Source organism: Roseateles paludis, from assembly GCF_039872745.1.
GTDB lineage: Bacteria > Pseudomonadota > Gammaproteobacteria > Burkholderiales > Burkholderiaceae_C > Pelomonas > Pelomonas paludis.
Genome location: NZ_JBDPZD010000007.1, coordinates 14,466 through 39,738 on the forward strand (window position 1 = coordinate 14,466; position 25,273 = coordinate 39,738).

General features: G+C 67.9%; 26 protein-coding genes. 7 read left to right on the forward strand and 19 right to left on the reverse strand.

Going from position 1 to position 25,273, the window contains the following annotated elements; all coding sequences use genetic code 11:
- Positions 1–126: 126 nt before the first annotated feature.
- The 6 genes from ABDJ85_RS18250 to ABDJ85_RS18275 form a co-directional block, all read right to left on the reverse strand.
- Positions 127–918 carry a competence/damage-inducible protein A gene (locus tag ABDJ85_RS18250; RefSeq protein ID WP_347706235.1) on the reverse strand — a complete coding sequence of 264 codons (792 nt, stop codon included), beginning with the start codon at positions 916–918 and terminating at the stop codon, positions 127–129.
- Positions 918–1,739: an EI24 domain-containing protein gene (locus ABDJ85_RS18255; RefSeq protein WP_347706236.1), complete on the reverse strand. Its 822-nt coding sequence runs from the start codon at positions 1,737–1,739 to the stop codon at positions 918–920. Before ABDJ85_RS18255 ends, ABDJ85_RS18250 begins: the two co-directional genes overlap by 1 nt.
- Complete coding sequence (locus ABDJ85_RS18260) at positions 1,724–2,686, reverse strand: sterol desaturase family protein (protein ID WP_347706237.1); 963 nt, start codon at positions 2,684–2,686, stop codon at positions 1,724–1,726. Before ABDJ85_RS18260 ends, ABDJ85_RS18255 begins: the two co-directional genes overlap by 16 nt.
- Positions 2,676–3,494, reverse strand: a complete 819-nt coding sequence (locus ABDJ85_RS18265) for a polysaccharide deacetylase family protein (RefSeq protein WP_347706238.1) — start codon at positions 3,492–3,494, stop codon at positions 2,676–2,678. Before ABDJ85_RS18265 ends, ABDJ85_RS18260 begins: the two co-directional genes overlap by 11 nt.
- Positions 3,491–4,474, reverse strand: a complete 984-nt coding sequence (locus tag ABDJ85_RS18270) for a YncE family protein (RefSeq protein ID WP_347706239.1) — start codon at positions 4,472–4,474, stop codon at positions 3,491–3,493. Before ABDJ85_RS18270 ends, ABDJ85_RS18265 begins: the two co-directional genes overlap by 4 nt.
- Before the next feature lie 93 nt (positions 4,475–4,567).
- The gene (locus ABDJ85_RS18275) at positions 4,568–5,383 is read right to left on the reverse strand and encodes a TIGR00266 family protein (protein WP_347706240.1); all 816 of its coding nucleotides are present in this window, start codon (positions 5,381–5,383) and stop codon (positions 4,568–4,570) included.
- A gap of 105 nt (positions 5,384–5,488) precedes the next feature.
- Between ABDJ85_RS18275 and ABDJ85_RS18280 the strand changes: the two genes are divergently transcribed.
- Positions 5,489–7,033, forward strand: a complete 1,545-nt coding sequence (locus ABDJ85_RS18280) for a hypothetical protein (protein ID WP_347706241.1) — start codon at positions 5,489–5,491, stop codon at positions 7,031–7,033.
- 195 nt (positions 7,034–7,228) lie between these two features.
- Here the strand turns inward: ABDJ85_RS18280 and phbB are convergent, their stop codons facing one another.
- The 3 genes from phbB to phaC form a co-directional block, all read right to left on the reverse strand.
- The gene (phbB, locus tag ABDJ85_RS18285; RefSeq protein ID WP_347706242.1) at positions 7,229–7,966 is read right to left on the reverse strand and encodes an acetoacetyl-CoA reductase; all 738 of its coding nucleotides are present in this window, start codon (positions 7,964–7,966) and stop codon (positions 7,229–7,231) included.
- Positions 7,967–8,148: 182 nt separating this feature from the next.
- The gene (locus tag ABDJ85_RS18290; protein ID WP_347706243.1) at positions 8,149–9,330 is read right to left on the reverse strand and encodes an acetyl-CoA C-acetyltransferase; all 1,182 of its coding nucleotides are present in this window, start codon (positions 9,328–9,330) and stop codon (positions 8,149–8,151) included.
- Positions 9,331–9,369: 39 nt separating this feature from the next.
- A complete protein-coding gene (gene phaC / locus ABDJ85_RS18295) occupies positions 9,370–11,073 on the reverse strand; it encodes a class I poly(R)-hydroxyalkanoic acid synthase (RefSeq protein WP_430765569.1) in 1,704 nt (567 codons plus the stop codon).
- A 99-nt stretch (positions 11,074–11,172) separates the two neighbouring features.
- Here phaC and ABDJ85_RS18300 point away from each other — a divergent pair, with 99 nt between their 5' ends.
- On the forward strand, positions 11,173–11,436 hold the full coding sequence (locus ABDJ85_RS18300; protein ID WP_430765570.1) for a hypothetical protein: 264 nt from the start codon (positions 11,173–11,175) through the stop codon (positions 11,434–11,436).
- Here the strand turns inward: ABDJ85_RS18300 and pgeF are convergent.
- Entirely contained in the window at positions 11,356–12,075 is a 720-nt protein-coding gene (gene pgeF, locus ABDJ85_RS18305; RefSeq protein ID WP_347706244.1) for a peptidoglycan editing factor PgeF, read from the reverse strand. The genes ABDJ85_RS18300 and pgeF overlap by 81 nt on opposite strands.
- Positions 12,065–12,700 (reverse strand): maleylacetoacetate isomerase, encoded by a 636-nt coding sequence (gene maiA / locus ABDJ85_RS18310; protein ID WP_347706245.1) that lies wholly within the window; start codon positions 12,698–12,700, stop codon positions 12,065–12,067. Before maiA ends, pgeF begins: the two co-directional genes overlap by 11 nt.
- Positions 12,701–12,731: 31 nt before the next feature.
- On the opposite strand from maiA, the gene ABDJ85_RS18315 reads away from it, so the two are divergent.
- Positions 12,732–13,286 carry an NUDIX hydrolase gene (locus ABDJ85_RS18315; protein ID WP_347706246.1) on the forward strand — a complete coding sequence of 185 codons (555 nt, stop codon included), beginning with the start codon at positions 12,732–12,734 and terminating at the stop codon, positions 13,284–13,286.
- Here ABDJ85_RS18315 and ABDJ85_RS18320 read toward each other — a convergent pair.
- Positions 13,283–13,474 carry a hypothetical protein gene (locus tag ABDJ85_RS18320; RefSeq protein WP_347706247.1) on the reverse strand — a complete coding sequence of 64 codons (192 nt, stop codon included), beginning with the start codon at positions 13,472–13,474 and terminating at the stop codon, positions 13,283–13,285. The genes ABDJ85_RS18315 and ABDJ85_RS18320 overlap by 4 nt on opposite strands.
- A gap of 79 nt (positions 13,475–13,553) precedes the next feature.
- Positions 13,554–14,537 carry an alpha/beta hydrolase family protein gene (locus ABDJ85_RS18325; RefSeq protein ID WP_347706248.1) on the reverse strand — a complete coding sequence of 328 codons (984 nt, stop codon included), beginning with the start codon at positions 14,535–14,537 and terminating at the stop codon, positions 13,554–13,556.
- Between the two features lie 169 nt (positions 14,538–14,706).
- On the opposite strand from ABDJ85_RS18325, the gene ABDJ85_RS18330 reads away from it, so the two are divergent.
- Entirely contained in the window at positions 14,707–15,042 is a 336-nt protein-coding gene (locus ABDJ85_RS18330; RefSeq protein WP_347706249.1) for a hypothetical protein, read from the forward strand.
- 94 nt (positions 15,043–15,136) lie between these two features.
- Complete coding sequence (locus ABDJ85_RS18335; RefSeq protein WP_347706250.1) at positions 15,137–16,258, forward strand: 5-methyltetrahydropteroyltriglutamate--homocysteine S-methyltransferase; 1,122 nt, start codon at positions 15,137–15,139, stop codon at positions 16,256–16,258.
- A 16-nt stretch (positions 16,259–16,274) separates the two neighbouring features.
- Here ABDJ85_RS18335 and zwf read toward each other — a convergent pair whose 3' ends face one another.
- The 5 genes from zwf to guaD all read right to left on the reverse strand — a co-directional run bounded on the left by zwf (position 16,275) and on the right by guaD (position 20,802).
- Entirely contained in the window at positions 16,275–17,738 is a 1,464-nt protein-coding gene (zwf, locus tag ABDJ85_RS18340; RefSeq protein WP_347706251.1) for a glucose-6-phosphate dehydrogenase, read from the reverse strand.
- A 173-nt stretch (positions 17,739–17,911) separates the two neighbouring features.
- On the reverse strand, positions 17,912–18,304 hold the full coding sequence (locus tag ABDJ85_RS18345) for a PIN domain-containing protein (RefSeq protein WP_347706252.1): 393 nt from the start codon (positions 18,302–18,304) through the stop codon (positions 17,912–17,914).
- Positions 18,304–18,588, reverse strand: a complete 285-nt coding sequence (locus tag ABDJ85_RS18350) for an AbrB/MazE/SpoVT family DNA-binding domain-containing protein (protein ID WP_347706253.1) — start codon at positions 18,586–18,588, stop codon at positions 18,304–18,306. The genes ABDJ85_RS18345 and ABDJ85_RS18350 overlap by 1 nt, the downstream gene beginning before the upstream one ends.
- Before the next feature lie 289 nt (positions 18,589–18,877).
- Positions 18,878–19,300 (reverse strand): hypothetical protein, encoded by a 423-nt coding sequence (locus ABDJ85_RS18355; RefSeq protein WP_347706254.1) that lies wholly within the window; start codon positions 19,298–19,300, stop codon positions 18,878–18,880.
- A gap of 191 nt (positions 19,301–19,491) precedes the next feature.
- Positions 19,492–20,802 (reverse strand): guanine deaminase, encoded by a 1,311-nt coding sequence (gene guaD, locus ABDJ85_RS18360; RefSeq protein ID WP_347706255.1) that lies wholly within the window; start codon positions 20,800–20,802, stop codon positions 19,492–19,494.
- A 39-nt stretch (positions 20,803–20,841) separates the two neighbouring features.
- Here guaD and xdhA point away from each other — a divergent pair, with 39 nt between their 5' ends.
- Together xdhA and xdhB are read left to right on the forward strand one after the other, a co-directional pair.
- On the forward strand, positions 20,842–22,287 hold the full coding sequence (gene xdhA / locus ABDJ85_RS18365; protein ID WP_347706256.1) for a xanthine dehydrogenase small subunit: 1,446 nt from the start codon (positions 20,842–20,844) through the stop codon (positions 22,285–22,287).
- A complete protein-coding gene (xdhB, locus tag ABDJ85_RS18370) occupies positions 22,284–24,566 on the forward strand; it encodes a xanthine dehydrogenase molybdopterin binding subunit (RefSeq protein ID WP_347706257.1) in 2,283 nt (760 codons plus the stop codon). The genes xdhA and xdhB overlap by 4 nt, the downstream gene beginning before the upstream one ends.
- Here xdhB and ABDJ85_RS18375 read toward each other — a convergent pair.
- Positions 24,552–25,187, reverse strand: coding sequence for a response regulator transcription factor (locus tag ABDJ85_RS18375; protein WP_347706258.1), 636 nt, complete (start codon positions 25,185–25,187; stop codon positions 24,552–24,554). The two genes, xdhB and ABDJ85_RS18375, sit on opposite strands and share 15 nt — an antisense overlap.
- Positions 25,188–25,273: the final 86 nt, after the last annotated feature.

The following is a 25,273-nucleotide window of genomic DNA, read 5'->3' on the forward strand; positions in this document are numbered from 1 at the left end:
CACGCCATCGAAATCGCGTGCGTCCTCAAGGGGTGGTTGTAAGCAGTTTGCATGCCAGTCGGCCCGATCTGGTGCGTCTGATGGGGCGCTGGGAAGCAGGCGCATTATGCAGAGAGCGCCTCGCCCCTATCGCACCAGTTCGGTGCTTATGTTTGCACCAAATTGGATCACGCCCTGTTTCAGCGCAGCGTAGGCGGGATCGAGCCGGTCGGCGGCGCCCTTGACGCCCAGTTCGATGCAGCGGCCCCACTGGGGGTGATCGACGCTTGGCAGGCTAAACACCTTGATGCCCGGATGGGCCTGTTCGACAGCCTCCATCAGAGGCGTGAGGCTGGCTTCCATCGCGCCCTGCACGATGAACGAGAGCTCGCGGCGCTCGACGGGGCGGTGCAGCTCGGGGTGCTGGTCCAGGGCCCAGGCCATCATCGGGTGGGCCATCACGGGGAAGCCTGGCACGAAGTACACCTTGCCGACGAAGAAACCCGGGATGCGGTTGTACGGGTTGGGGACGATGCCCGCGCCAGCCGGAAAGACGCCCATCTCGAAGCGGCGCAGGGTGTCGGGGTGGCCAGGGTCGGGCGTGAGGCCGCGCTGGCGGTCCAGCTCCTGCACCCGCTCCCAGATCAGCTCGCGCGCTTCGGGGTGCAGGGCCAGCTCGCGGCCCAGCGCCGCAGCGGCAGCCTGGCGGGTGTGGTCGTCGGGCGTGGCGCCAATGCCGCCGCAGCTGACGACGAGGTCACCACTGGCAAAGACCTCACGCAGCTTGGCCACCAGCAGCTCACGGTCGTCGCCCAGGTACTGGGCCCAGTGCAGCTCCATGCCCCGCTCGGCCAGCAGCTCGATGAAGCGCGCCATGTGCGCGTCGCGCCGCTTGCCCGACAGGATTTCGTCACCGATGACCAGCAGTCCAATTTTCATCACACCACCAGTTCCACAGTGCCTCGCTGTGCGGCCAGCGCCGCCAGCGTGTAGTGGGCGAACCAGGCCGTGGCGAAGCAGAACACCCAGGTGTAAAGCCAGACCGAGACCAGGATCAAGAAGGGCGCCAGGAAGAGCGCCGCCGCATTCAGGGAAAAGATCAGCGCGGGCGCCGCCCCCAGGTAGCCGCAGGCCACGCCGATGGCCAGCAGCGGCAGCCGGTGCTGGCGGCGCAGGGCGATGCGCTCTTCAGCGGACGCATGCTCGGCCAGCACGTCATAGCTGAAGACCTTGTAGGTCAGCCAACCCCAGATCAGCGGCGGCAGGATGAGCACCAGCGGCGGGATGAACAAGAACGGCAGCGATGCAATCAGCATCAACAGCGCAGCCAGCGTGGCGCCCACTGCCGCGAACACGCCCACCAGGGCCGAGCCGCCCCGCCTGGCCTCCAGCCCCGGGAAGCGGCGCCGCGCCACGAGCTTGACGATCACCGGCGTCATGATCAGGCCCACCGACAGCAGCGCGACGGCCATGACCGCCGGCACCAGCATGGCCATCAGCACCAGGGGCGCGAGCACGCTGCGGAACTGCGGCAGGCCCATGCGGTCCAGAAACGCCAGCAAGGCCTCGACCACCGACCACTGTTCCAGCGTGGCGCGCACGGCGTCGATGGCGCTCTCCCAGAAGAAGAACATGAAGCCAAAGGCCAGCCCGCCGGCGATGAACAGCGGCAAAAAGGACAGCGCAATGACGCGCGGCAGCAGGCAGTAGCCCACGGCGCGCGCGGCCGCGTCGGCCAGCCGGCTCAGCGTGGGGCCCATCCAAGCATCCGCTTCAAGCCCAGGCCCTGTTGGGCCCAGAAGCCCTGGCCGTAGTCCACCGCGCCCTCGTCGGGCAGTTGGTCGCGTACGCCGGTGGGGTCGTAGCGCAGGTCGAAGTTGGCCGTGCCAAAGAGCTGGTCCCACCAGGGCAGCAGCACACCAAAGTTGTGGCCGCCCAGGGTGCCTCGGCCGCTGGACTCGTGCCCGATGCCGATGCTGTGGTGCAACCGGTGAAAGCGCGGGCTCACCAGCAGACGCTCACCCACGCGGCCAAAGTGCCAGCGCAGATTGGCGTGCTGCAGGCTCTGAAGCAGCCGCGTGATGACGGTGATGGCCACGAACTGCCCGGGCTCGACGCCCACCAGCACCGCCAGCAGCGCAAACACGCTGGCCAGCAAGGCGTCGTCGAGCAAGTGGTTGCGGTTGTCACTCCAGACCGTCATCTGGCGCTGGCTGTGGTGCACCGCATGCAGGGCCCACCACCAGTGGAACTGATGCTGGGCACGGTGCACCCAGTAGCCGACGAAGTCGAACAACACCAGGTAGATCAGCAGCGAGACCCAGCCCACATCGGTCACCCCGGGCCAGAGGCTGTCCAGGTGCCAGGTCTCCAGACCCCAAAGGCGTGCCTGCCCCAGCAGCGCGTCCCACAGCGGCTCCAGCGTGAAGAACAGCACCAGGCGGAACAGCCCCAGGCGATGCACCAGGCTGTAGATCACATCCACCGCCACGGCGGGCCGGTCGGTCACGGGCTCCACGGGCCAGCGGCGCTCCAAAACCAGCATGATGAGCAGCATGGCCGCCACCTGCAGCAGCCCGAGCAACAGCCAGCCTGTGGCCGCGTAGGCGTCTTCCAGCAGATTGCCAAGGCCGAGCGAGAACACCAGGGGCTGGACAAAGCCCTCGAACAGCAGGGTCTGGGCGGAATCGAAAAGATCAGCGATCACGGGGGCGAGTGTCGTTGGCGGCACGCAGGCGTGCAGCGTAGCGCGGGTGATCCCGCAAGGGCGCGAAGCACATGCCGCGAGCCTCCAGGCCCGCCATCAAGGGTTCCAGCACGGCCGGCGCCCAGGGTTCCTGGCGCTGCCAGATGCCGAGATGGGCCAGCAGGATGTCACCCGGCTTGATGTCGCGCAGCGCCTTGTCGAGCAGTTGCGCATTGGGGAAGCGGTCGCTCGGCAACTCGTCACCCAGGAAGCCCGCGCTGTTCCAGCCCACATGGGCATAGCCGCAACGCTGCGCGGCCGCCACCAAGGCTGGCGAGGTACGCCCACCCGGCGCCCGGAAGATGGGGCTCAGGCGGCGGCCCGTCATCTCCTGGAAGCGCTGATCGACGCGGCGCAGGCTGGCGCAGTAGTCATCCGCCGTCAGCTCCGCCACCTGCGGTGGCTGGATGCCCGCCTGGGTGCGCACCTTGAAGCGAGCGGGCTTGCCGTCTTGCTCGGGCAGGTCTTGCAGGAAGACGTGGTGCTCCCAGGTGTGGCTGCCAAAGTCATGCCCCTCGGCCACGCGCTCGCGCCACCAGGGCGCCCATTGCTCGTCCAGCGTGGTGCCGCCGGTCAGCGTGGGTTCACTCGCCAGAAAGAAGGTGGCTTTGGCGTTGTGGCGCTTGAGCGTCTCGGCGATCAAGGGCGCCACGCCCATGTGGCCGGTGTCGAAGGTCAGGTACACCGGTTTGTCGCAGGCCGGCTGTGCACAGGCAGCGCCTGACGCCAGCGCCACGACCAAGCTGCGCCATCGCGCCAGAAACTTCATAGTCTGGGCTGGTGGTCCAGCGTCCACACGCCGTGCGGCGACTTGCCCACCTTCACCTGCCGCAGCACCTTGCGCTGCGTGAGGTCGATCTCGGTCAGCTTGCCGGCCCAGCGCGAGGTAACGAGCAGGGTCTTGCCGTCGCCCAGCACCTCCATGTCGTCGGGGCCGCTAGGGCCGGGGATCTTGTCCACCACGGCCAGTGTGGCCGTGTCGATCTTGCTGATGAAGTTGGCCGCGCGATTGCTCACCAGCACATGCCGCCCATCGCCCAGCGCGCGGAAGCTATGGGCACCGTCGCCTGTGGCAATGCGCTTCACGAGCTTGGGCGCCGTACCGCTCACGTCATAGACCTCCACCTCGCGCCCGCCGGTCAAGGCCACCAGCAGGTGCTTGTCGTCGCCGGTCAGGAAGATGTCGGCCGGCAGCTTGCCCACGGCCTGCTTCCAGCGCACGCCCTGCGTGGCCAGGTCGACGGCCAGCACCTCATCGCTGTCCTGCAGGCTGACGTAGAGCACCGTGCTCTTGCGGTCGATGAAGAGGTGGCTCGGGGTCTTGGGCGCCGGGATGCGCTTGACGAGCTGCAAAGGCTCCTTGGCATCCGAGCCCAGCCAGCGGTAGAGGTCAACGTGATCGAGCCGGTTCGAGGCGGTCACGAACCACTTCATGTCGGGCGAAAAGCGCAGGTGGTAGGGGTCGGCAATGCCACGCACCACGCGCTGCACTTCGGCCGTGCGCGGGTTGATGAAGGTGAGCGAGTCACCCAGCGCATTGGCCACGATGAGGCTCTTCTCATCGGGCGTCAGATAGAGGTGGTGCGGCTCCTTGCCGGTGGGGATGCGCTTGATCTGGGTGAAGCTCACCGGGTCGATCACGGAGACGTCGGCGTCCAGCGAGTTCAGTACGAAGACCGGCGGCCGCGCCTCGGCCCAAGCCTGCGCGCCCCACACCAAACCCAAGACCAAAACCAGACTGCGAAGCATCGTGAATCCCAATGAAAAGGGCGGCCCTGGCCGCCCTGATACCTGTCGTGCGCAGCAGTTTAGTGCGCTGCACCACACGCCACTTGAGCCACCTCAATCGTCGTTGTCACCGCCGATCAAGCCGCCCAGCAGGCCCGCGCCGGCAAAGCCGCCGAGCACCGAGCCCTCTTCACGCCCGCCGCCGTTCTGCGGCGCAGCTGCAAAGATGCGCGAGGCCAGGCGCGAGAACGGCAGGCTCTGCAGCCACACCTCGCCCGGGCCCGTCAGCTTGGCCAGGAACAGGCCCTCGCCGCCAAACAGCGCCGTCTTGATCTTGCCCACGTACTGGATCTCGAAGTTCACATTCGGCGTGTGCGCCACCAGGCAGCCGGTGTCCAGCAGCAAGGTCTGCCCGGGCTGCAGCGTGCGCCGCACCACCGTGCCGCCGGCATGCACAAAGGCCAGGCCGTCGCCCTCGAGCTTCTCCATGATGAAGCCCTCGCCGCCAAAGAAGCCAGCCGACAGCTTCTGCTGGAAAGCAATGCCCAGCGACACCCCGCGCGCCGCGCACAGGAAGGCGTCCTTCTGGCAGATCAGCGTGCCGCCCAGCTGGCGTAGGTCCATCGGGATGATCTTGCCCGGATAGGGCGCCGCAAAAGCCACGCGCTGCTTGGAGGGCGCCTGGTTGGTGTAGACCGTGGTGAAGAGCGACTCGCCCGTCAGCAGCCGCTTGCCCGCGCCCAGCAGCTTGCCCAGGAAGCCACCGCCCGAGTTGGAGCCGTCGCCAAAGACCGCGTCCATGCTGATGCCCGCGTCCATGAAGAACATCGAGCCCGCTTCGCCAATCGCCGCCTCGCCGGGATCCAGCTCGACCTCGACAAACTGCATCTCCGAGCCCTTGATCTCGAAGTCAACCACATCCATTGCCATTGCAAACACTCCTGAGGGAAGGCACAAACGGCGCGGATCTTAGCCAGCCGCGCATCACGGGCCAGAGGGCATGGCCTCCCATGCCCGAGCCCTACCATGCGCGCCATGAAAAGTACGAAGTTCAAGGGCCGCGATTGGCCTCTCGCATCACTGGCCCTGGCGGTTGCCGCATTGGCCGCACCGCTTGCATCCGCACAAGAAGCCAACAGCGCAGGCACCACAAGTCTGCGCCGCAGCGAAGCCCGCCTGATGCTGGACTACCAGACCGTGCGCGTCGAAGGTGACCGCGCGATCGACCTGGCTGCGCTGCAGCTCTACGCGCCAGTGACCGAAGGGCTGTCCGTGGGGGCGGGCCTGATGGGCCCGCTCGTCTCGGGCCAGTACGGCGGCTTCATGGGCGCCAGCGTGGGTGTGCAGGGGCGTGTGCGGCTAGGTGGCCGCTTTGTAGCGCTAGCCGCGCTGTCGGCCGGCGGTGGCGCAGGCGGGCGGAGCCCTGAGCATGCCAAGCGGCTCTCGGGCACCGGCAGCTTTGTGCGTGGCCAGCTCGGGCTGGGCTATGAGGCGGGCAGCTTCACGCTCGGGGCTGGGGTGTCAGCGCTCAAGTTCCGGCGCTCGCTGATCGACAGCCGGCAGCTGAACGTCTTTGTGGAAGTGCCCTTCAGCTATTTAAGTGGCCCCTACGACGCGCGTGGCCAAACGCTGCCGGCCGTTGACGACCAACGCGCCGCACGCGAGATGGGCGAGAGCATGCTGAGCCTGTCGCTCGACAACTACCGCCAGCTGCACCCGGCGGGCAGCTACGGCGGCACGGTGCGCACCGGCGAGTTCCAGTTCTCGCACTTCCTCACGCAGGACCTGTTCTGGTTTGCCAACTTCGCCAGCGCCTACGCCGGCCTGCCCACCTACAACCAGCTGCTGGGCGGCCTGGGCTGGCGCTGGCGCCCGGCACCGGCCTGGCGGCTCTATGCCCAGCTCGGCGTGGGCTCTGGGGGCTATGCGCCCGAGCAGATCGACACCGGGCCGGGCTTGTTGGTCTACCCCAAGCTGTCGGCCGAATATGCGCTCTCCAAGGACCTGGGCTTGGCGGTCACGGCCGGCTACCTGACCGCCCCCAAGGGCAGCTCGCGCAACCCGAGCTATGGCCTCACGCTGACGCGGCATCTGCGCGCCAGGCAGGGCCCCGACGACACGTCGGCACCCGCCGTCTACCAAGGCCTGCGCGTGACGCTGCTGCACCAGTCAGACACCCAGCTGAGCTACCGCGATGTCGGCCGCCCGGCCCTGCACATGCTGGGCCTGCAGCTCGACATGCCGATCAACGAGCGCTGGTACCTGCCGCTGCAGGCCTCGGCGGCCTACACCTCCTACCTGGGCTACCCGGGCTATGCGGAGGTCTTTGCTGGCCTGGGCGTTCAGTCTCGGCTGGCGCCCGGCGAACGCCTGCAGGCCTTTGCCCAGTTGATGGCGGGCGCCAATGTGCACGGCAAGGGCGCCAAGCTGGGTGCCGGCCTGCGCTACTTGCTGAGCGACCAATTCGCCGTCAGCCTGAGCCTGGGCCGGATCGAAGCGCGCAGCCCGGGTGGCGGGCACTACCGTGCCAACAACCCGGTGCTGGGGCTGGACTATCGGTTCTCGGTGCCGGCGCGTTGAAAGACGCGGCAAGGCGCTCAGTGCGTCGACGACCCTGCCTCGGCACGCAAGACGTGCTGAGTCGTTCGCCAGGCACAAGACAGTCCTCAGGACTGCGTTCGGGTTGGCGGCCTGAAGACCCGGCCCGCCGCTGCAAGACAGCGGCGGTCGTTCGGCGCGCGTCGCTGAGTCCTCAGGACTCAGCTCGGTCGCGCCTCACCCCATGTGCAACCCGCCGTTGCAGGAGAAGTCGGCGCCGGTGGTGAAGCCGCTGTCGGGGCCGGCGAGCCAGGCCACGACGGAGCCGATTTCCTCGGGGGTGCCGAGGCGCTTGACCGGGATGGTGGCGACGATCTTTTCGAGGATCTCGGGCTTGATGGCCTTGACCATGTCGGTGCCGATGTAGCCGGGGCTGACGGTGTTGACCGTCACGCCCTTGGCAGCCATCTCCTGGGCCAGGGCCATGGTGAAGCCGTGCATGCCGGCCTTGGCGGCCGAGTAGTTGGTCTGGCCGGCCTGGCCCTTTTCGCCGTTGACCGAGCTGATCTGGATGATGCGGCCCCAGCCCTTTTCGACCATGCCCGGCACAACCTGCTTGGTCACGTTGAACATGGAGTTGAGGTTGGTGTCGATGACGGCCTTCCAGTCCTCGGGCGTCATCTTGAGGAACATGCGGTCCTTGGTGATGCCGGCGTTGTTGACGAGCACGTCGATGGGGCCGTGTTCCGCCACGGCCTTTTCGAAAGCGGCGACGGTGGAATCCCAGTCCGCCACATTGCCGACGGAAGCGAAGAACTCGTAGCCCTCGGCCTTCTGCTCATCGAGCCACTTTTGGAAGTCACGGCTCGGGCCGCAGCCGGCGATGACCTTGAAGCCGTCTTTGGCAAGGCGACGGCAGATGGCGGTGCCGATGCCGCCCATGCCGCCGGTGACGTAGGCAACTTTTTGACTCATGTTCTTCTCCTGGTTCAAGTAGTTCGATTCTGTGCGCATTTGACTTCAATGGGCCGAGCGCCGGGCCGCCCCAAGCCGGCCCACCTGAACCTGCAGGCGGCTCAACGCCGCGAGCAGGTTCGTACCCTCGGGGGACCGACCAGACCCGCCCGCGTTCAGCGCGGCGGATCTGGGCGAGGGGCTCAACGCTCTATGGTCAAAGCGACGCCCATGCCGCCGCCAATGCAAAGGGATGCGATGCCCTTCTTGGCGTCACGCTTGATCATTTCATGCAGCAGGGTAACGAGCACGCGGCAGCCGCTGGCACCGATGGGGTGACCGAGGGCGATGGCGCCGCCGTTGACGTTGACCTTGCTCAGGTCCCAGCCCATCTCCTTGTGCACGGCGCAGGCCTGGGCGGCAAAGGCTTCGTTGATTTCGAGCAGGTCGAGGTCGGCGGCCTTCCAGCCGGCGCGCTCGAGGGCCTTGCGGCTGGCGGGCACCGGGCCCATGCCCATGATGGCGGGGTCGAGGCCGCTGCTGGCGTAGGAGGCGATGCGGCCCAGCGGCGTGAGGCCCAGCGCGGCGGCCTTGGCGGCGCTCATCACCATCACGGCGGCGGCGCCGTCGTTCAGGCCCGAGGCATTGCCAGCGGTGACGCTGCCGGCCTTGTCGAAGGCGGGGCGCAGGCCAGCCAGGGCGTCGGCATTGGTCTTGCGGTTGACGAACTCGTCGGTGTCGAAGATGAGCGGGTCGCCCTTCTTCTGCGGAATGGTCACGGGGACGATCTCGTCCTTGAATCGGCCGGCGTCGATGGCGGCCGCCGCCTTTTGCTGCGAGGCCAGGGCCAGGGCGTCCTGCTGCTCGCGGGTGATGCCGTACTGCTTGGCCACGTTCTCGGCGGTGATGCCCATGTGGTACTGGTTGTAGACGTCCCAGAGGCCATCGTTGACCATGGTGTCGATCAGCTTCCAGTCGCCCATGCGCTGGCCGTCGCGCGAGCCGGGCAGCACGTGCGGGGCAAGGCTCATGCTCTCCTGACCACCGGCGATGACGATGTCGGTGTCGCCGTCGCGGATGGACTGCGCGGCCAGCATCACGGCCTTGAGGCCGGAGCCGCAGACCTTGTTGATGGTCATGGCCGGCACGCCCTGCGGCAGGCCCGACTTGATGACGGTCTGGCGCGCGGGGTTCTGGCCGCTGCCGGCGGTGAGCACCTGGCCCAGGATGACCTCGCTGATCTGCTCGCCACTGAGGCCGCTGCGGCGCAGCAGGTCCTTGACGACGGTGGCGCCGAGTTCGGGGGCGGCCGTCTTGGCGAGCGTGCCGCCGAACTTGCCGATGGCGGTGCGGGCAGCGGCGACGATGACGATGTCCTGGGTCATGGGAGGGGCTCCGGTGAAGTTGAAAACTGGGAATGAGGGTCAGGCGGCCTGCTTGACGTAGCGGCCGGGCGCGGGCTCGATGGCTTTGTACTTGCGATTGCCGGGCGCCTTGGGTGCCGGCACCTGGCCTGTGCCGGCGTGGCTGGCGAGCCAGGTGGACCAGTCCGTCCACCAGCTGCCGGGGTGCTCGGTGGCTGCGGCAAACCATTCGTCCGCCTCAGCGGGCAGGCTGGCGGTCTTGCCGATCCAGTGGCTGCGCTTGTTCTTGGCAGCGGGGTTGATGACGCCCGCAATATGCCCCGAAGCGCCCATCACGAAGCGCTTCTTGCCCTTGAAGATTTGTGTCGAACGGTAGGCCGCTTTCCAGGGCACGATATGGTCCTCGCGCGAGCCGTAGATGTAGACCGGCGCCTTGATGAGACCGAGGTCGAGCGGCTCGCCGCAGACGGTGAGCTTGCCGGGCTGCTTGAGTTCGTTCTGCAGATAGGTGTGCCTCAGGTACCAGCAGTACATGGGGCCGGGCAGGTTGGTGGAGTCGCCGTTCCAGTAGAGCAGGTCGAAGGCCGGCGGCTTCTCGCCCTTGAGGTAGTTGCCGACGACGTAGTTCCAGACCAGGTCGTTGGGGCGCAGGAAGCTGAAGGTGGTGGCCAGTTCGCGGCCAGGCAGCAGTTGCGGGCCACCAGGGGCTTCGGGACCCAGCGTGGTCTCGCGCATGCGCACCAGGGCTTCGTCCACAAAGATGTCGAGCACGCCGTTGTCGCTGAAGTCGATCAGCGTGGTCAGCAGCGTGACCGACGAGGCCGGGTGCTGCCCACGCGCCGCCAGCACCGCCAGCGCCGTGGCCAGCAAGGTGCCACCCACGCAAAAGCCCAGGGTGTTGAACTGGGGCTGGCCGCCAATCTCGCCCACCACGCGCAGCGCCTCGATCACGCCGTGCTCGACGTAGTCGTCCCAGGTCAGGGCCTTGCAGCTGTCGTCGGGGTTGCGCCAGCTGACGACGAAGACGCGGTGGCCTTGGCTCACCGCATAGCGGATCAGCGAGTTCTCGGGCTGGAGGTCGAGGATGTAGTACTTGTTGATGCAGGGCGGCACCAGCAGGAAGGGCCGCGGGTGCACGGTGGGCGTGAGCGGTGCGTACTCGATGAGCTGGAAGAGTGCGTTCTCGAACACCACGCTGCCCGCCGTGGTGGCCACATTGCGACCGACCTCGAAGGCTTCCTCGTCAGTCTGCGAGACATGGCCGCGCCGCACGTCGTCGAGCAGGTTCTGCAGGCCCTTGGACAGGGTCTCGCCGCTGCTGTCCAGTGCCAGCTTCAGGGCCTCGGGGTTGAGCGCGAAGAAGTTGCTGGGCGAGGCAGCATCCACGAACTGGGCCACCGCGAAGCGGATGCGTTCGCGCGTCTTGGCGTCGGCCTCGACGGCGTCGGCCATCTGGTTGAGCGTGCGGCCGTTGAGCAGGTAGAGCTGCGCGAGGAACTGCGACATCGGGCTGGTCTGCCAGGCGTCGGAGGCAAAGCGGCGGTCCTGCGGCTTGGGCAGCTCGCCGCTGCCGAGCGCGGCGTTCCAGAGCGACGAGGCCTGCTTCAGGTAGTCACTCTGCAGCTCGGCCAGGCGCGCGGCCGAGATCTGGGGCAGGTGCGTGAGCGACTGATTCAACGACTGCATCATCGAACCCAGGGCGTCGCCCTCAGGCTGAGACGACGCAGCAGCCGGGGTGGCTTTGACCTTCTTGCGGGCGACCATGAAACTCCTAGACAGCTTGCCTTGCCATGCACTAGCAAGCAGCTTGCCATCTTGGCATGACAGCAGGCTTGCGCTAGATCAGAACGCACAATCCCCCCCATGTTCCTGAACCTCGTCGTGCTGGGCTGGGCCTACGTCGTGCTGATGATGGCGGCGGCCGAGGCCATGAGCCCGCAAGGCAGCTGGCTGGGCGCGCTGGTGACCCTGCTGCTCTATGGGGTGCTGCCCCTCAGCATCGTGGGCTACATCCTGGCCACCCCCGCCCGCAAGCGGGCCCGCGCGCTACGCGAGCAAGCGGATGCAGGCGGCCATGCGCCCGGCGGGCCGGCCGAGAAGCTCCCCGCGGAACGAATAGAACCTTGAGCTTTCGGTGAGCGTGCAATGCCCGCCACCGCTCACCGCCCTCACTCCGGCAGCGGCCAGGCGCTCGCGCGCAAGCGCATAGAGGTCGGCGCGCCAGCGGGGCTCGCTCGCCACGTTGGGCTGGTAGATGAAGGCGGGCTGGTCACGCGGCACCGCCTCGCGCCCAAAGGCCTGCACCACCTCGGCCCCCACCTCGAAGGCCTGCGGGCCGATGCTGGCGCCGAGCCAGGTCTCGATCTCGCGCGGCTCGCAGGCCGCCGCTTCACACAGCGCCTGCACGGTGTTCTCAAGCACCCCGGCAGCCAGCCCGCGCCAGCCGGCATGCGCGCCGGCCACACCGCCCGGCGCCTTGAAAAGCACGGGCAGGCAGTCGGCCACCAGGATGGCGACCGCCAGGCCGGGCTCGGTGCACACCGCCGCGTCGGCCTCGGGTGGCGGCTCGGCCGGCAGGCTGGGTTGCAGGCGCACCACCTGGGTCCCGTGCACCTGGCTCAGGAACACCGGCGTCGCGCCCAGGCAAGCCGTCAGCTCGGCTTGGTTCGCGCGCACATCGCCCTGGCGCCAGCCGAGGTTGAAGCCGAGCGTCGTCTGGCACGCACGCACGCCCGTCCAGCCGGGGCTCAGCCATTCACTCCGCATCGGGGCAGCTGCTAGGCTGGGTCTTGGCGAAGGCGTCGAGCCGCATGCAGGCCTCGAACACCAGCATCACCCGCGGCACGTGGTCCAGCTTGGCGTCAAAGCGCCGGGCATTGAAGATCTGCGGCACCAACAGGCAGTCGGCCAGGCTGGGCTCGTCGCCCCAGCAGAAGCGGCCCGCCGTTTGCGCCAGGCGGCGCTCCACGGTGGCCAGGCCGGTCTCGACCCAGTGGCGATACCAGCGCGTCTTGTCGTCCTCGTTCAGCTTGAGGTCGTTCACCAGGTAGCGCAGCACGCGCAGGTTGTTGAGCGGGTGGATCTCGCAGGCGATGTCCTGCGCCAGCGCGCGCACCTGGGCCCGCGCGAAGGGGTCACGCGGCAGCAGCGGTGGCTCGGGGTGGGTCTCGTCCAGGTACTCGATGATGGCCATCGACTGGGTCAGCCAGCGGCCGTCGTCCAGCTTCAGCGCTGGCACCAGGCGCGAATTGGCGTCGCTGGCGAAGGGCTCGGCAAAGTGCTCGTTGCGGCCCAGGTGCACGGGCACGTAGTCATAGCTCAGGCCCTTGAGGGCCAGTGCGATGCGCACCCGGTACGAGGCGGAGGAACGGAAGTAGTTGTGCAACTGCATGGGCCCGATTCTGGCCTCCTACACTGCCCGCATGTTGATCCGCCACAAGCACTGCCCCGCCTGCGGCACGGCGGTGGAGTACCGCGTCCCCGAAGGCGATGGGCGCGACCGGGCCTGCTGCCCGGCCTGCGGCGCCATCCACTACCAGAACCCGCTGTGCGTGGTGGGCACCCTGCCCGTGTGGGAGACCCCCACCGGCCCGCAGGTGCTGCTGTGCAAACGCGCCATCGAGCCTCGCTACGGGCTGTGGACCCTGCCCGGCGGCTTCCTGGAGCTGGGCGAGACCACGGCAGCTGGTGCCGCCCGCGAGACCGACGAGGAAGCCGGCGCCCAGATCGAGCTGGGCCCGCTCTACACCCTGCTCAATGTGGTCAAGGTCGGGCAGGTGCATTTCTTCTACCGGGCGCGGCTGCTCTCGCCGGTCTTCAACCCGGGGCCTGAGTCGCTCGAAGCGCGGCTCTTTGCCGAGCACGAGGTGCCCTGGGACGAGATCGCCTTCCGCACCTCGCGGGTGACGGTGGAGCGATTTTTTGACGACGTGCGCGCCGGGCGGCCGCTGGGGCTCTACTGCGCGGACATCAACTAGCGACCGCGCAGCACCCGGGCCGGCAGCACCACCAAAGCCGCCAGCAGGGCAAACACCGCCGTGACGGTGAAGCCCAGCAACCGGAAGGGCAGCAACAGCAGCCACACGACCGGATAGAGCAGCAGCGCCAGCAAGGCGAGCGGCCAGCACAGCACGAAGAGGATGCACCAGAGCAGAAAGCTGACCACGACAGGTCTCCGTTGAATCGGGAGCCTGTATTGCAGCGCCGGGGGCGGGCGCTGTCGCCCGGCGTGCGACGAACTGCCGTCAGGGCTGGATGAACGCGTAGAAGATGCTGTCTTGGAGGGCGCGATAGGCTGCCACTTGCCCCAGGTCATGCCCCGCACCGGGGTAGACGACCAGGTCCACCTTCACGCCATCAGCCAGCAGGCGTTTGTTCATCTCGGTCGCATTCAGCACGGGCACGGTCGCATCGGCGCCGCCGTGCTCCAGGTAGACGGCGCTGACGCTGCGCAGCATCGGGAAATGAAGGGCCGACGCCGCGATCATGGCGCTGCGCGATTGCTCAGCCGTCTTGCCCGTGAAGAACTGGCACTGGAACATCTTGCCGTAGGCAGCCGCAGCGTCGGCCCGGTAAAAGTCCACCGGCGCCGAGCCCGCGGACACGACGCGCACCCGCGCATCACGCTGGCCCAGCAGCAGCGCCACACTGCCCCCACGGCTGCCCCCGCGCACCAGCAGGCGCGAGACATCGGCCGCCGGCTCGGTGGCCTCCAGCACGTTCAGCAAGGCCATGGTGTCGTCGGCTGCGCCGTCGAAGCCATCGCAGAAATCGCCACCTGCCGTCCAGCTGCGCCCGGCGAACTGCAGGGTCCGCCCCCGGAAGGCCGGCATCACCACGATGGCGTCTCGGGTCTGCACGCCCAGGCCGGTCAGCTTGCGCGCAAGGTCGAGCGGCGGGTTGTCGTCGTCCATGCCATCCAGCTCCACCACCACGGGCAGCTTGGTCGTGTAGCGCACCGTGGGGATGGTGACCGCACCGTAGTGGTCCACGCCGTTGACGCTGTGCCGGATGATGCGCAGCACATAGGTGCTGTTCGAGCTGTCCTCGTAGGCCACGGCCGCATTGCGCGGCGACAGGTCACGCGCCTTGATCGCCTGGGCCACGGCCGCAATCTGGGCTGTGGTGGCAGGCGCGAACTCAAAGCCCGCCGGCTGGGCTGTTCCGCCCGACGAGGAACCACCGCCGCCACAGGCACTCAGGCACAAGGCCAAAGCGACGCCGCACACCGCAGCAAGGCGAGCTCGATCGATCCCATTCAAAGCACCCATGTCCACCCTAAGTTCTCGCAAGTTTTAGAAGCCCCAGCGCGTGGGCCGGCGATGATAGCCATGGACCTGGGCCGCAAAACCGCAAGCGGCCAGGCAGCCACCAGCTGTTTGCCGACAATCCCGGGCCATGCCGCGCCCACGTCGCTCCGACCACTTCCACGTCTACGTCGTGCTGCTGGCCGACCAGGTCTGGAACGAGCCAGCCTACCGCAAGTGCAACCCCGACAAGGACCTGCTCAAGCCCTGCCTCTACGTGGGCATGACCGGCCTGGACCCCGACCTGCGCTTTGACCGCCACATGGCCGGCGTGCAGGCCAACCGCTTCGTGCTGAAGTACGGCGTGCGGTTGCTGCCCGAGCTCTACGAGGCCTACAACCCCATGCCCTATGCGGCGGCCCAGGAGATGGAGGTGGAGCTGGCCATCGCGCTGCGCGAGGCCGGCTACGGGGTGTGGCAAGCCTGACGTGTAGACACGCCCTCAGACGTGGCTATGCTGCTGGGCCGCCGGCAAGGCAAGCCCTGCCGCTTCAAATCAACCCCACAACCGGAGACCCCGCATGACTGCCCGCACCACGCCCCCCTTCCGCGCCGATCACGTTGGCAGCTTCTTGCGCCCGGCCTACCTGCTGGAAGCACGCGATGCCTTCTTCAACAAGAAGACCATCAATGCCGAACAGCTGCGCGCCGTTGAAGACCGCGCCATCACCGAGATCGTGAAGTTCCAGCAGGACGTGGGTCTGCAGAGCATCACCGACGGCGAGTTCCGCCGCACCTATTTCCACATCGACTTTCTCGACCAGCTGGGTGGCGTGAAAACCGACATCCCCGTCACCATCAAGCGCCCGGACGGCACCGAAGAACTGGCCCCGCCGGCCATTCGCGTCATCGACACCGTGCGCCATGTGAAGGACATCCAGCTGGCTGACTTCAATTACCTGAAGAGCCAGCTCGCCCCGGGCATGACGCCCAAGGTGACCATTCCCAGCCCCACCATGCTGCACTTCCGCGGCGGCCGCGCCGGCATCAGCAAGCAGGCCTACCCCGAGCTGGACCCGGTCTTCTACGACGACGTGGCCAAGGCCTATGGCGAGGAGCTGAAGAGCCTGTACGCCGCCGGCTGCCGCTATGTGCAGATGGACGACACCAATATGGCCTACCTGCGCGACGAGAAGATGCGCGAGGCCGCGCGCCAACGCGGCGATGACCCCAACGAACTGCCGCACCGCTACGCCAGCTTCATCAACAAGGTGGTGGCCCACAAGCCCGAAGGCATGACCCTGGCCATGCACCTGTGCCGGGGCAACTTCAAGAGCACCTTTGCCGCGCAAGGCAACTACGAGCCCGTGGCCGAGGCCCTGCTCAGCGAGATGAAGCTCGACGCCTTCTTCCTGGAGTACGACGACGACCGCTCCGGCGACTTCCGCCCCCTGCGCTACCTGAGCAAGGGCAAGATCGTGGTGCTGGGCCTGGTGACCACCAAGTTCGGCCAGCTGGAGACCAAGGACGACCTGAAGCGCCGCATCGACGAGGCCGCCCAGTACACCTCGCTCGACCAGTTGTGCCTCAGCCCGCAATGCGGCTTCAGCAGCACCGTGCACGGCAACAACATCGCCGTCGAAGACCAGCGCCGCAAGCTGGCCTTGGTGGTGGAAACGGCCCGCGAAGTCTGGGGCGGCTGAGAACGAGTTTGAGAGGTCAGGCGCCTGACTGGTTCGGGTTGCGCCAGGCCCTCTCGAAGGGCAGGCGCCAGGCGTGCGGGGCGATCAGCTGGTGGACCGACTTTGGGCCCCAGCTGCCGGGCTCATAGAGCCGCACCGGCGGCGGGGACTCCAGCAGCTTGGTCGAGACCTGCCACAGCTGCTCGATGCCCTCGGCCGTGCAGAACAAGGTGTGGTCGCCGCGCATGGCGTCGAGGATCAGGCGCTCATAGGCCTCCAGCACCTCGCCCGCCAAGCCGGTGTCGCGCATCGCGAACTGCAGGCTCAGCTTGTCCAGCCGCATGCCGGGGCCGGGGCGCTTGCCGTAGAAGCTGAGGCTCATCTTGCTGGCGTCGGCCAGGTCAAAGGTCAGGTGGTCGGGGCCCTGCGCGCCCACCCCGCTGCCCGGCGGGAACATGCTCTTGGGCGGCTCGCGGAAGGCGATGGAGATGATGCGCTGGCCCTCGGCCATGCGCTTGCCGGTGCGCAGGAAGAAGGGCACGCCGGCCCAGCGCCAGTTGTCGATGAAACACTTGAGGGCGATGAAGGTCTCGGTCTCGCTCTGCGGGTCCACGCCGGGCTCGTCGCGGTAGCCGTTGTACTGGCCGCGCACCACGTCGCCCGGCTCGATGGGCAGCATGCTGCGAAAGACCTTGTTCTTCTCCTCGCTGATGGGCTGGGGCTCCAGCGACGTGGGCGGCTCCATGGCCATGAAGCCCAGGATCTGGAATAGGTGCGTGACCACCATGTCGCGGTAGGCACCGGTTTGCTCGTAGAAGGCGCTGCGCTGGCCCAAGCCCAGGGTCTCGGGCACGTCGATCTGCACGTGGTCGATGAAGTTGCGGTTCCAGATCGGCTCGAACAGGCCGTTGGCAAAGCGGAAGGCCAGGATGTTCTGCGCCGGCTCTTTGCCCAGGAAGTGGTCGATGCGGAAGATCTGCTCTTCGGCGAAGACCTCGTGCACCGCACGGTTGAGCTTCACCGCGCTGGCCAGGTCGGTGCCGAAGGGCTTTTCCATCACGATGCGCGCATTCGCCATCAGGCCCGCCTCGCCCAAGGTTCGCACCGCAGAGAGCGCCGCGCTGGGCGGCACGCTCAGGTAGTGCAGGCGCTGGCTGTCCTGGCCGATGCTGGCCTCGGCCCTCGCGGCGGCTGCCGCCAAGGCGGCGGCGCCGGCTGACAGCGGCACATAGGCCAGGCGCTCGGCGAACGCGGCCCAGTCGTCATCGGCAATGGGCCGGTTGAAGTGCTGCGCCAGGGCCTCGCGCGTCCTGGCGCTGAACGCGGCGGTGTCGATGTCGTCCAGCGACACGCCAATGATCCGGTAGTCCGGCAGAAAACCCGCCGCGCACAGGTGGTACAGCCCTGGCAGCAGCTTGCGCTTGGCCAGATCGCCGGTGGCGCCGAACAGCACCACCACCTGCGGAAATCGCGGCCCGACGCCGGGGGGAACCTTGGCCATGTTCGGGGTGCTCCTGCAGTCAAAGAGGACATCGAGAGCCCAAGCAAAGATCGAACCACCGGGCGGTGGTTCAAGCTGTGCGCGGGCGCCGTGCCTTCACGCCGGCCACTTTGCCAGTCCGGTGGCTGGCCGCCAAATAGCGGTCGGCAAAAAGCCCATACCAGGGAAGGCTCCTAGGGCGCCAGCAGGCTGACGTTGTCCAACCCAAGCTTGGCTGCCCTGCGCACCAGGCTCTTGTCGAACGTGACCAAGCGTTGCGGCTGAGCCTGCAGCGCGTGCAGCGCATCCGCGAAGTCGAGCCCAGATTCAAAAGCCGCCAAAGCCGCGTCCGCGAGGGCCGGCTCCTGGGCGTCGATGTTCTGCAAACCCAGCAAGCCACGCAGCAGCGCCGCAATGGTCGGGGCGTCAAAGCCGTATGCGCCCCGCAGTACCCACTCGCACTCCATCAGCACACAGGCCGACACCGCGCATGCTTCAGCGGCCACCAGAGCCTCAGCAGCCCGTGCCTGCACCTTGTCGTCCCCGACCAGGAGGCGAATGACGACATTGGTGTCGAGCGCGGCCATCAGCGGCGCTTGGCGGGTGCGGGGTTGCGCCGCGCCGCCTCTGCCGCGACCGCCTCCGACATCGTCTCGACCGACACCGCAGGGCCCGCGTAGCTGGCCAACTTGCGCAGCGCCGCCAGGCCCTCAGCCAAAGGCTGCTTGTCTCCTGCCACCACCGGGGTGAGCAGCAGGCCCTCAGGCGTCTCTGTTACGTCGAACCGCGTCCCCGGCCCCCAGCGCCGGGACTCCCGCAACGCTTTGGGGATGACGACTTGGCCTTTGACGGACAGCAGGGTGGACGACATGGGAGGCTCCGGGTAAGGCGGCAATCTTACCGAACCGCCCCTCCGCACGCGCCGAGCGGGCACGGAAGGGCGGGCAGAAGCGGTGTGGCCTTAAGACTTGAACCTGACCCTATGGTGCAGCCCGGCATCGGCCACGCGCCGCGTCATGTTCGCTTTAACGTGACGGGCGGATCGGCGGGGCCTGAAAGTAGTGCGGCGAGCGCAAATCGGATCGAAGGTGGCAGGAATTCCAGACTCAGGTCCGCCGCCGCCACTTGCCGACTTCAGGACTCAAAAAATCCAACTGGCATCAGTGGGCCGCGACCACCACCACACGCCTTCCTTGCCTCGTGAAATTAACCTTCATCTTCAGATCACCACGAATCAGGTCAATGAACAGGCCTGAATATTCGCTGCTTCGAGTCACTCTCCAGCCCAGCCCCTTAGCCTGATCTAGAAACTGCTCGGTCCAGCTTTCTCGGCTCAGACGAAGATCCTGAATGCATTGAATCGAACTTCCATCCGAGGTTTCCTGGCAGACATTCTCTGACTGAGGATTCAATATGGCTGGAATCAAGGCCATCATGCCTTGCCCTTGCGCACTCTTGACGGGACTGGAGAACTGCGGTGTAGATGCGTCTGGGCGAATCAGGAATTGAATCGCCACCACCAGAGCCAACGCGATGAAGAAGGGCGCTTTTCCCCGAATAGGGTTGCCCACAAAACCACCCATCCAATCCTCCGCAGGTCGACCTAGAAACTCGCCTGCGGCAGCACTGCCAGTAGTCGCTACGAATCAGGGCTCGGGGTCGAGCGCCAAATCTTAGGCCCCCTGGCTGCGCGCCGTTTGGAAGGCGCCCAGCCCAAACTTCAAGCTGTCGGACGCCCGCCAGCCGTCCGTAAACCAAGGAACGACATTCAGGTTCACGCGTGAAGCACCCGCCGCCCCGCCACATACACCGCCCGCAGATTGCGCTCGTCCGCCAGCGTCATCCACGCAAAGACCCGCTCGTGCAGCTCACGCGCCACCGCGTCCCGCGCCTGGGCCACATCGCCCACGGCCCAGTCCCACACGCAGACATCGGCCGTCTGACCGGCTGACAGGCCGCCAATCTCGTCCCCCAGTCGCAAGGCCTCGGCCGCACCGCGCGTGGAGGCGTGCAAGGCCACCCAGGCAGTGAGCCGCACACCACGCAGCGCCTGGATCTTGTAGGCGTCTTGCGCGTTGCGCAGCAGGTTGAGGCTGGTGCCGCCGCCGACGTCGCTGGCCAGGCTGACGTTGAAGGGCGCGCCGCGCCAGTCAAAGAGGCCACTGCCCAAGAACAGGTTGCTGGAGGGTGAGTGGGCGATCTGGGCGCTGCGATCCTGCAGCAGGCGCTTGTCCGCCTCGTCGAGCCAGATGCCGTGGGCCAGCACGGCGCGTTCATGCAGCAGGCCGGCGCGCTCGTAGACATCGAGGTAGCTGCGCGCCTCGGGGAAGAGCTGGCGCACCCATTCGACCTCGGCGCGGTTCTCGGCCACGTGGGTCTGCATGTAAAGGCTGGCGTCCTCGCGGCACAGGCGGCCCGCCATCGCCAATTGCTCGGGCGTGCTGGTGGGCGCGAAGCGCACGGTCACCGCGTAGGCCAGTCGGTCCTGGCCATGGAAGCGGGCGATGAGGTCGCGGCAATCCAGCTCCGCCTGCACCACGTCATCCCGCAGGCCATCGGGCGCATGGCGGTCCATCAGCACCTTGCCGGTGATGAGGCGCATGCCCCGTGCTTGCGCGCCCTCGAGCAATGCCTCGGCCGAGACCTTGTGGACGGTCGGGAAGACCACCGCCGAGGTCGTGCCATGGGCCAGCAAGGCGTCCAAAAAGAGCTCGGCCCCCGCGCGGCTGCGGGCGGGGTCGGCAAAGGCACGCTCGGCCGGGAAGGTGTAGCGCTCCAGCCAGTCGAGCAGCTCGGTGCCATAGGAGCCCAGCACCTCGATCTGCGGGCAGTGCACATGCGTGTCGATGAAGCCGGGCAGGATCAGGCGACCCGCGTGGTCCTCGCGCGCCCACGACGCATCGGGCTCGCTGGCCTGGCGCCCCACGATGTGGCCGTGCTCGATCAGCAGCCAGTGGTCGCGGTCAAAGCGCACCGCCGGGGTGTCGGTGGCGCCCCAGGCTGGGGCGGCGACGAAGTCCAGCAGGTCGCCGCGCACGGCCAGACGGTGTGCTGCAGGGCCCGGCTTTTGCTTTTCCAAACTCATTCGCGGATTCTCCTGCGGGGTTCAGAATCAAGACCACCCATGACGCCACGCCCCCTTCGCTTCTTCCATCGCGGCCAGATCACCGAGGTGAACGGCCTGCCCACCACAACCACCGTGCTGCAGTACCTGCGCGAGCACGCGGGCTGCACCGGCACCAAGGAAGGCTGCGCCGAGGGCGACTGCGGTGCCTGCACCGTGCTGCAAGCCGAGCTGGACGTGGATGGGCAATTGAGGCTTAGCAACGTCAATGCCTGCACCCAGTTCCTGCCCACGCTGGACGGCCGTGCGCTGCTGACCGTGGAGGACCTGGGCACGCCCGAGCAACTGCACCCCGTCCAGCAGGCGATGGTGAGCTGCCATGGCTCGCAATGCGGCTTCTGCACCCCGGGCTTTGTGATGAGCCTGGTGGCCTGCTACGAACGCCATCAGGCCGCTGGCAGCGTGCCCACCCGACAACAACTGGCTGACGCGCTGGCCGGCAACCTGTGCCGCTGCACGGGCTACCGCCCCATCCTCGACGCGGGGCTCAAGGCCTTTGCGCTGCCCCCGCAGCGGCTCCATCTCGCGCCCGTTGAGGCGGCCTTGCGCCAGCTGGCGGCTGATGCGCCGCTGGACCTGCCCGGCTTCCAGGCTCCGCAGACGGCCGACGCGCTGGCGGCTGCTTGCGCCGCCACGCCTGGCGCGCGACTGCTGGCGGGCTCGACCGACATCGGCCTTTGGGTGAACAAGCAGTTCCGCGAGCTGGGCCCGTTGATCTACACCGGCCGCGTGGCCGAGTTGCGTGCCCTCAAGCGCAGCAAGGGCCGGCTCTGGATCGGCGCCGCCGTCACGCTTGAAGACGCCTGGGCCACCCTGGTGGCCGAGGTGCCGGCTTTGCGCGAGCTGTGGCTGCGCTTTGCCAGCCCGCCGGTGCGCCACGCCGGCACCTTGGGCGGCAACATCGCCAACGGCTCGCCCATCGGCGACGGCGCCCCGGCCCTGATGGCGCTGGGCGCCGACATCGTGCTGCGCAGCAGCGCGGGCCAGCGCCGGCTGCCGCTGGAGCAGTTCTACCTGGGCTATATGAAGAACGCGCTGCAAGCCGGCGAGTTCGTCGAGGCGCTCGATGTGCCCTTGCCAGGCCCCGACTGGCGCATCAGCGCCTACAAGATCGCCAAGCGCTACGACAGCGACATCTCGGCCGTCTGCGCGGTGCTGGCCTTGCAGATGAAGGGTGAGGTGGTGCAGCAAGCGCGCTTTGCCTTTGGCGGCATGGCCGCGACGGTGAAACGTGCCGCCGCAGCCGAGGCCGCCGTGCAAGGCCAAGCCTGGAGCAAGGCCACGGCCCAGGCGGCAGCGGCGGCGCTGGTGCAAGACTTCAAGCCCCTGTCGGACCTGCGCGCCAGCGAGCACTACCGGCTGCGCGTGGCGCAGAACCTGTTCACCAAGTGCTGGCTGGAGAGCGACGCCGGCCAGCCGCTCAGCGTCTGGAGGCTGCCCACATGATGATGGTCTGCACCAGCGTGCCGCATGAGTCGGCGCCCCTGCACGTCACCGGCCGCGCGCCCTACACCGACGACATCCCCGAGCCTGCTGGCACTCTGCATGCGGCGCTGGGCCTCTCGCCGCTGGCGCACGGGCGGCTGATCGGCATCGACCTTGAGCGCCTGCGCGCGCAGCCCGGCGTGGTGGCCGTGCTGACGGCCGACGACGTGCCGGCTGAGAACAACATCGGTCCCCTGGCGCACGACGACCCCATCCTGGCCCATGGCGAGTTGCGCTACCTGGGCCAGCCCGTGTTTGCGGTGATTGCCACCACACGCGACGCAGCCCGGCGCGCCGCCGCGCTGGCGCCGCAGGTGATCCAGGCCGAGGCCCTGCCGGCGCGCTTGAACGCGCTGGAGGCCCACGCGGCGGGCGAGTACGTGGTGCCGCCCATGCACCTGGCGCGCGGTGATGCCGCCACCGCCCTGGCCCGGGCCCCGCTGCGCCTGCAGGGCGAATGGCAGCTGGGCGGGCAGGAGCAGTTCTACCTGGAAGGCCAGATCAGCTTTGCCATGCCGCAAGAGGGCGGCACGGCGCTGCTGCTGCATTGCTCCACCCAGCATCCCAGCGAGATGCAACAGCTGGTGGCCCATGCGCTGGGCTGGGGCAGCCACCGCGTCAGCGTGCAGTGCCGGCGCATGGGCGGCGGCTTTGGCGGCAAGGAGTCGCAGTCGGCCGCATTTGCCTGCGTGGCCAGCATCGCGGCACTGCGGCTGGGGCACCCGGTCAAGCTGCGGGTGGACCGCGACGACGACTTCCTCATCACTGGCCGGCGCCACCCCTTCCACTATCGCTGGGATGTTGGCTTTGACGCCGAGGGCCGCGTGCTGGGCGTGGAGGTGGACCTCATCTCCAACGCCGGCCACAGCGCCGACCTCTCGGCCCCCGTGATGGCCCGCGCGCTCTGCCACTTCGACAACGCCTACTGGCTGCCCAACTTGAGCCTGCACGGCTACAGCGCCCGCACCCACACCCAGAGCAACACGGCCTTCCGCGGCTTTGGCGGGCCGCAGGGGGCGCTGGCCATCGAGATGATCCTGGACAGCATCGCGCGCCGCCTGGGGCTGGACCCGCTGCTGGTGCGCGAGCGCAACTTCTATGCGCAGGGCCGCGACATCACGCCCTATGGCCAGCGGGTCGAGGAGCTGCACGCGCAGTCCCTGGCCGCGCGCCTGGCCCACAGCAGCCAGTACGCCGAGCGCCGTGCCGAGATCGCGGCCTTCAATGCGCGCAGCCCGGTGCTCAAGCGCGGCATCGCCTTCACGCCGGTCAAGTTCGGCATCAGCTTCAACGTCGCCTTCCTGAACCAGGCTGGCGCGCTGGTGCACGTCTATGCCGACGGCAGCGTGCTCGTGAACCACGGTGGCACCGAGATGGGCCAGGGCATCAACACCAAGGTGGCCCAGGTGGTGGCGCATGAGCTGGGTGTGCCGCTTTCCAGCGTGCGCTGCTCGGCCACCGACACGGCCAAGGTGGCCAACACCTCGGCCACGGCGGCGTCCACCGGGGCCGACCTGAACGGCAAGGCCGCGCAGGCGGCGGCCCAGGTCATCAAGGCGCGGCTCACCAGCCTCGCGTCCGAGAAGCTCGGCAGCGCGCGCGTCAGCTTCGTGAACGGCGTGGTGCATGGCAATGGCCGCAACATGCCCTTCAGCGAACTTGTGCGCCTGGCCTATCTGCGCCGCATCCAGCTCTGGAGCGACGGCTTCTACACAACGCCGGGCCTCAGCTGGGACAAGGACAAGCTGCAGGGCCACCCCTTCTACTACTACGCCTGGGGCGGTGCCGTGGTGGAGGCGGTGGTGGACCGCCTGACCGGCGAGACCCGCATCCTGCAGGCCGACCTGCTGCACGACGTGGGCGCCAGCCTCAACCCGGCCATCGACATTGGCCAGATCGAGGGCGGCTTCGTCCAGGGCCTCGGGTGGCTGACGAGCGAAGAACTGGTCTGGGATTCAAGCGGCCGTCTGCGCACCCACGCGCCCAGCACCTACAAGATTCCCACCGCCAACGACTGCCCGCCCAAGCTCAAGGTCGAGCTCTTTGGCGCGGCCAACAGCGCCGACACCATCCACCGCAGCAAGGCGGTGGGCGAGCCGCCACTGCTGCTGGCCTTTGCCGGCCTGCTCGCCATCAAAGACGCCTGCGCCGCCTGCGGCCCCGTGGGCTGCGACCCACCGCTCAGCGCACCGGCCACACCGGAGGCAGTGCTGCGGGCGATCGACTCAGTGGCCGGCTGACTTTTGCAGCATCGCCACCGCCTGCACGCGCGAGGTGGCACCCAAAGCGCGCAGGATGGCGGCCACGTGGTCCTTGACGGTGTCCACGCTCAGGTGCAGCTCGCGCGCGATCTCCTTGTTCTGCTGGCCAGCGGCCAGCAGCGGCAGCACCTGGCGCTGGCGCGGCGTGAGCGCGAGGCCGGGCATCAGCGCCTCGGGCTTGGGCGGTGCGGCGGCCACGGCCGGGCTGGGCTTGCCCTCGTCCTTGAGCGGCGGCACGAAGATGCCGCCAGCCATCACCAGATTGAGGGCCGAGACCAGGGTCTCCAGGTCACTGCGCTCGGGCACATAGCCCACGGCCCCGGCGGCCAGCGCGGCGCGGGCGGCCGCGGCGTCGTCGTGACCGGAGATCACCACCACCTTGAGCAGCAAGTGCTCGCGGTGCAGGTCACGCAGGAAGGCGGGCCCGCCGTCGATGTGCAGGTCCAGCAGCACCAGCTCGGGCAGGCTGGCCGCCAGCGCCGTGCGGGCCTCCGCCACCGAGCCCACGCCCGTGACCTGCGCCCCGCCAAAACGCGACTCGACCAGAGAGGTCAATGCCGCCCGCACCATCGGGAATGCATCGACCAGCAAGACCTTCATGATTGCCCTCTTCCGTCCGGCAGCCTGCTTGGGCCGCTCCTCGTGGCCCGGATGATAGGAGAGTGGGGGCTTGGCTTTTCGGCCCG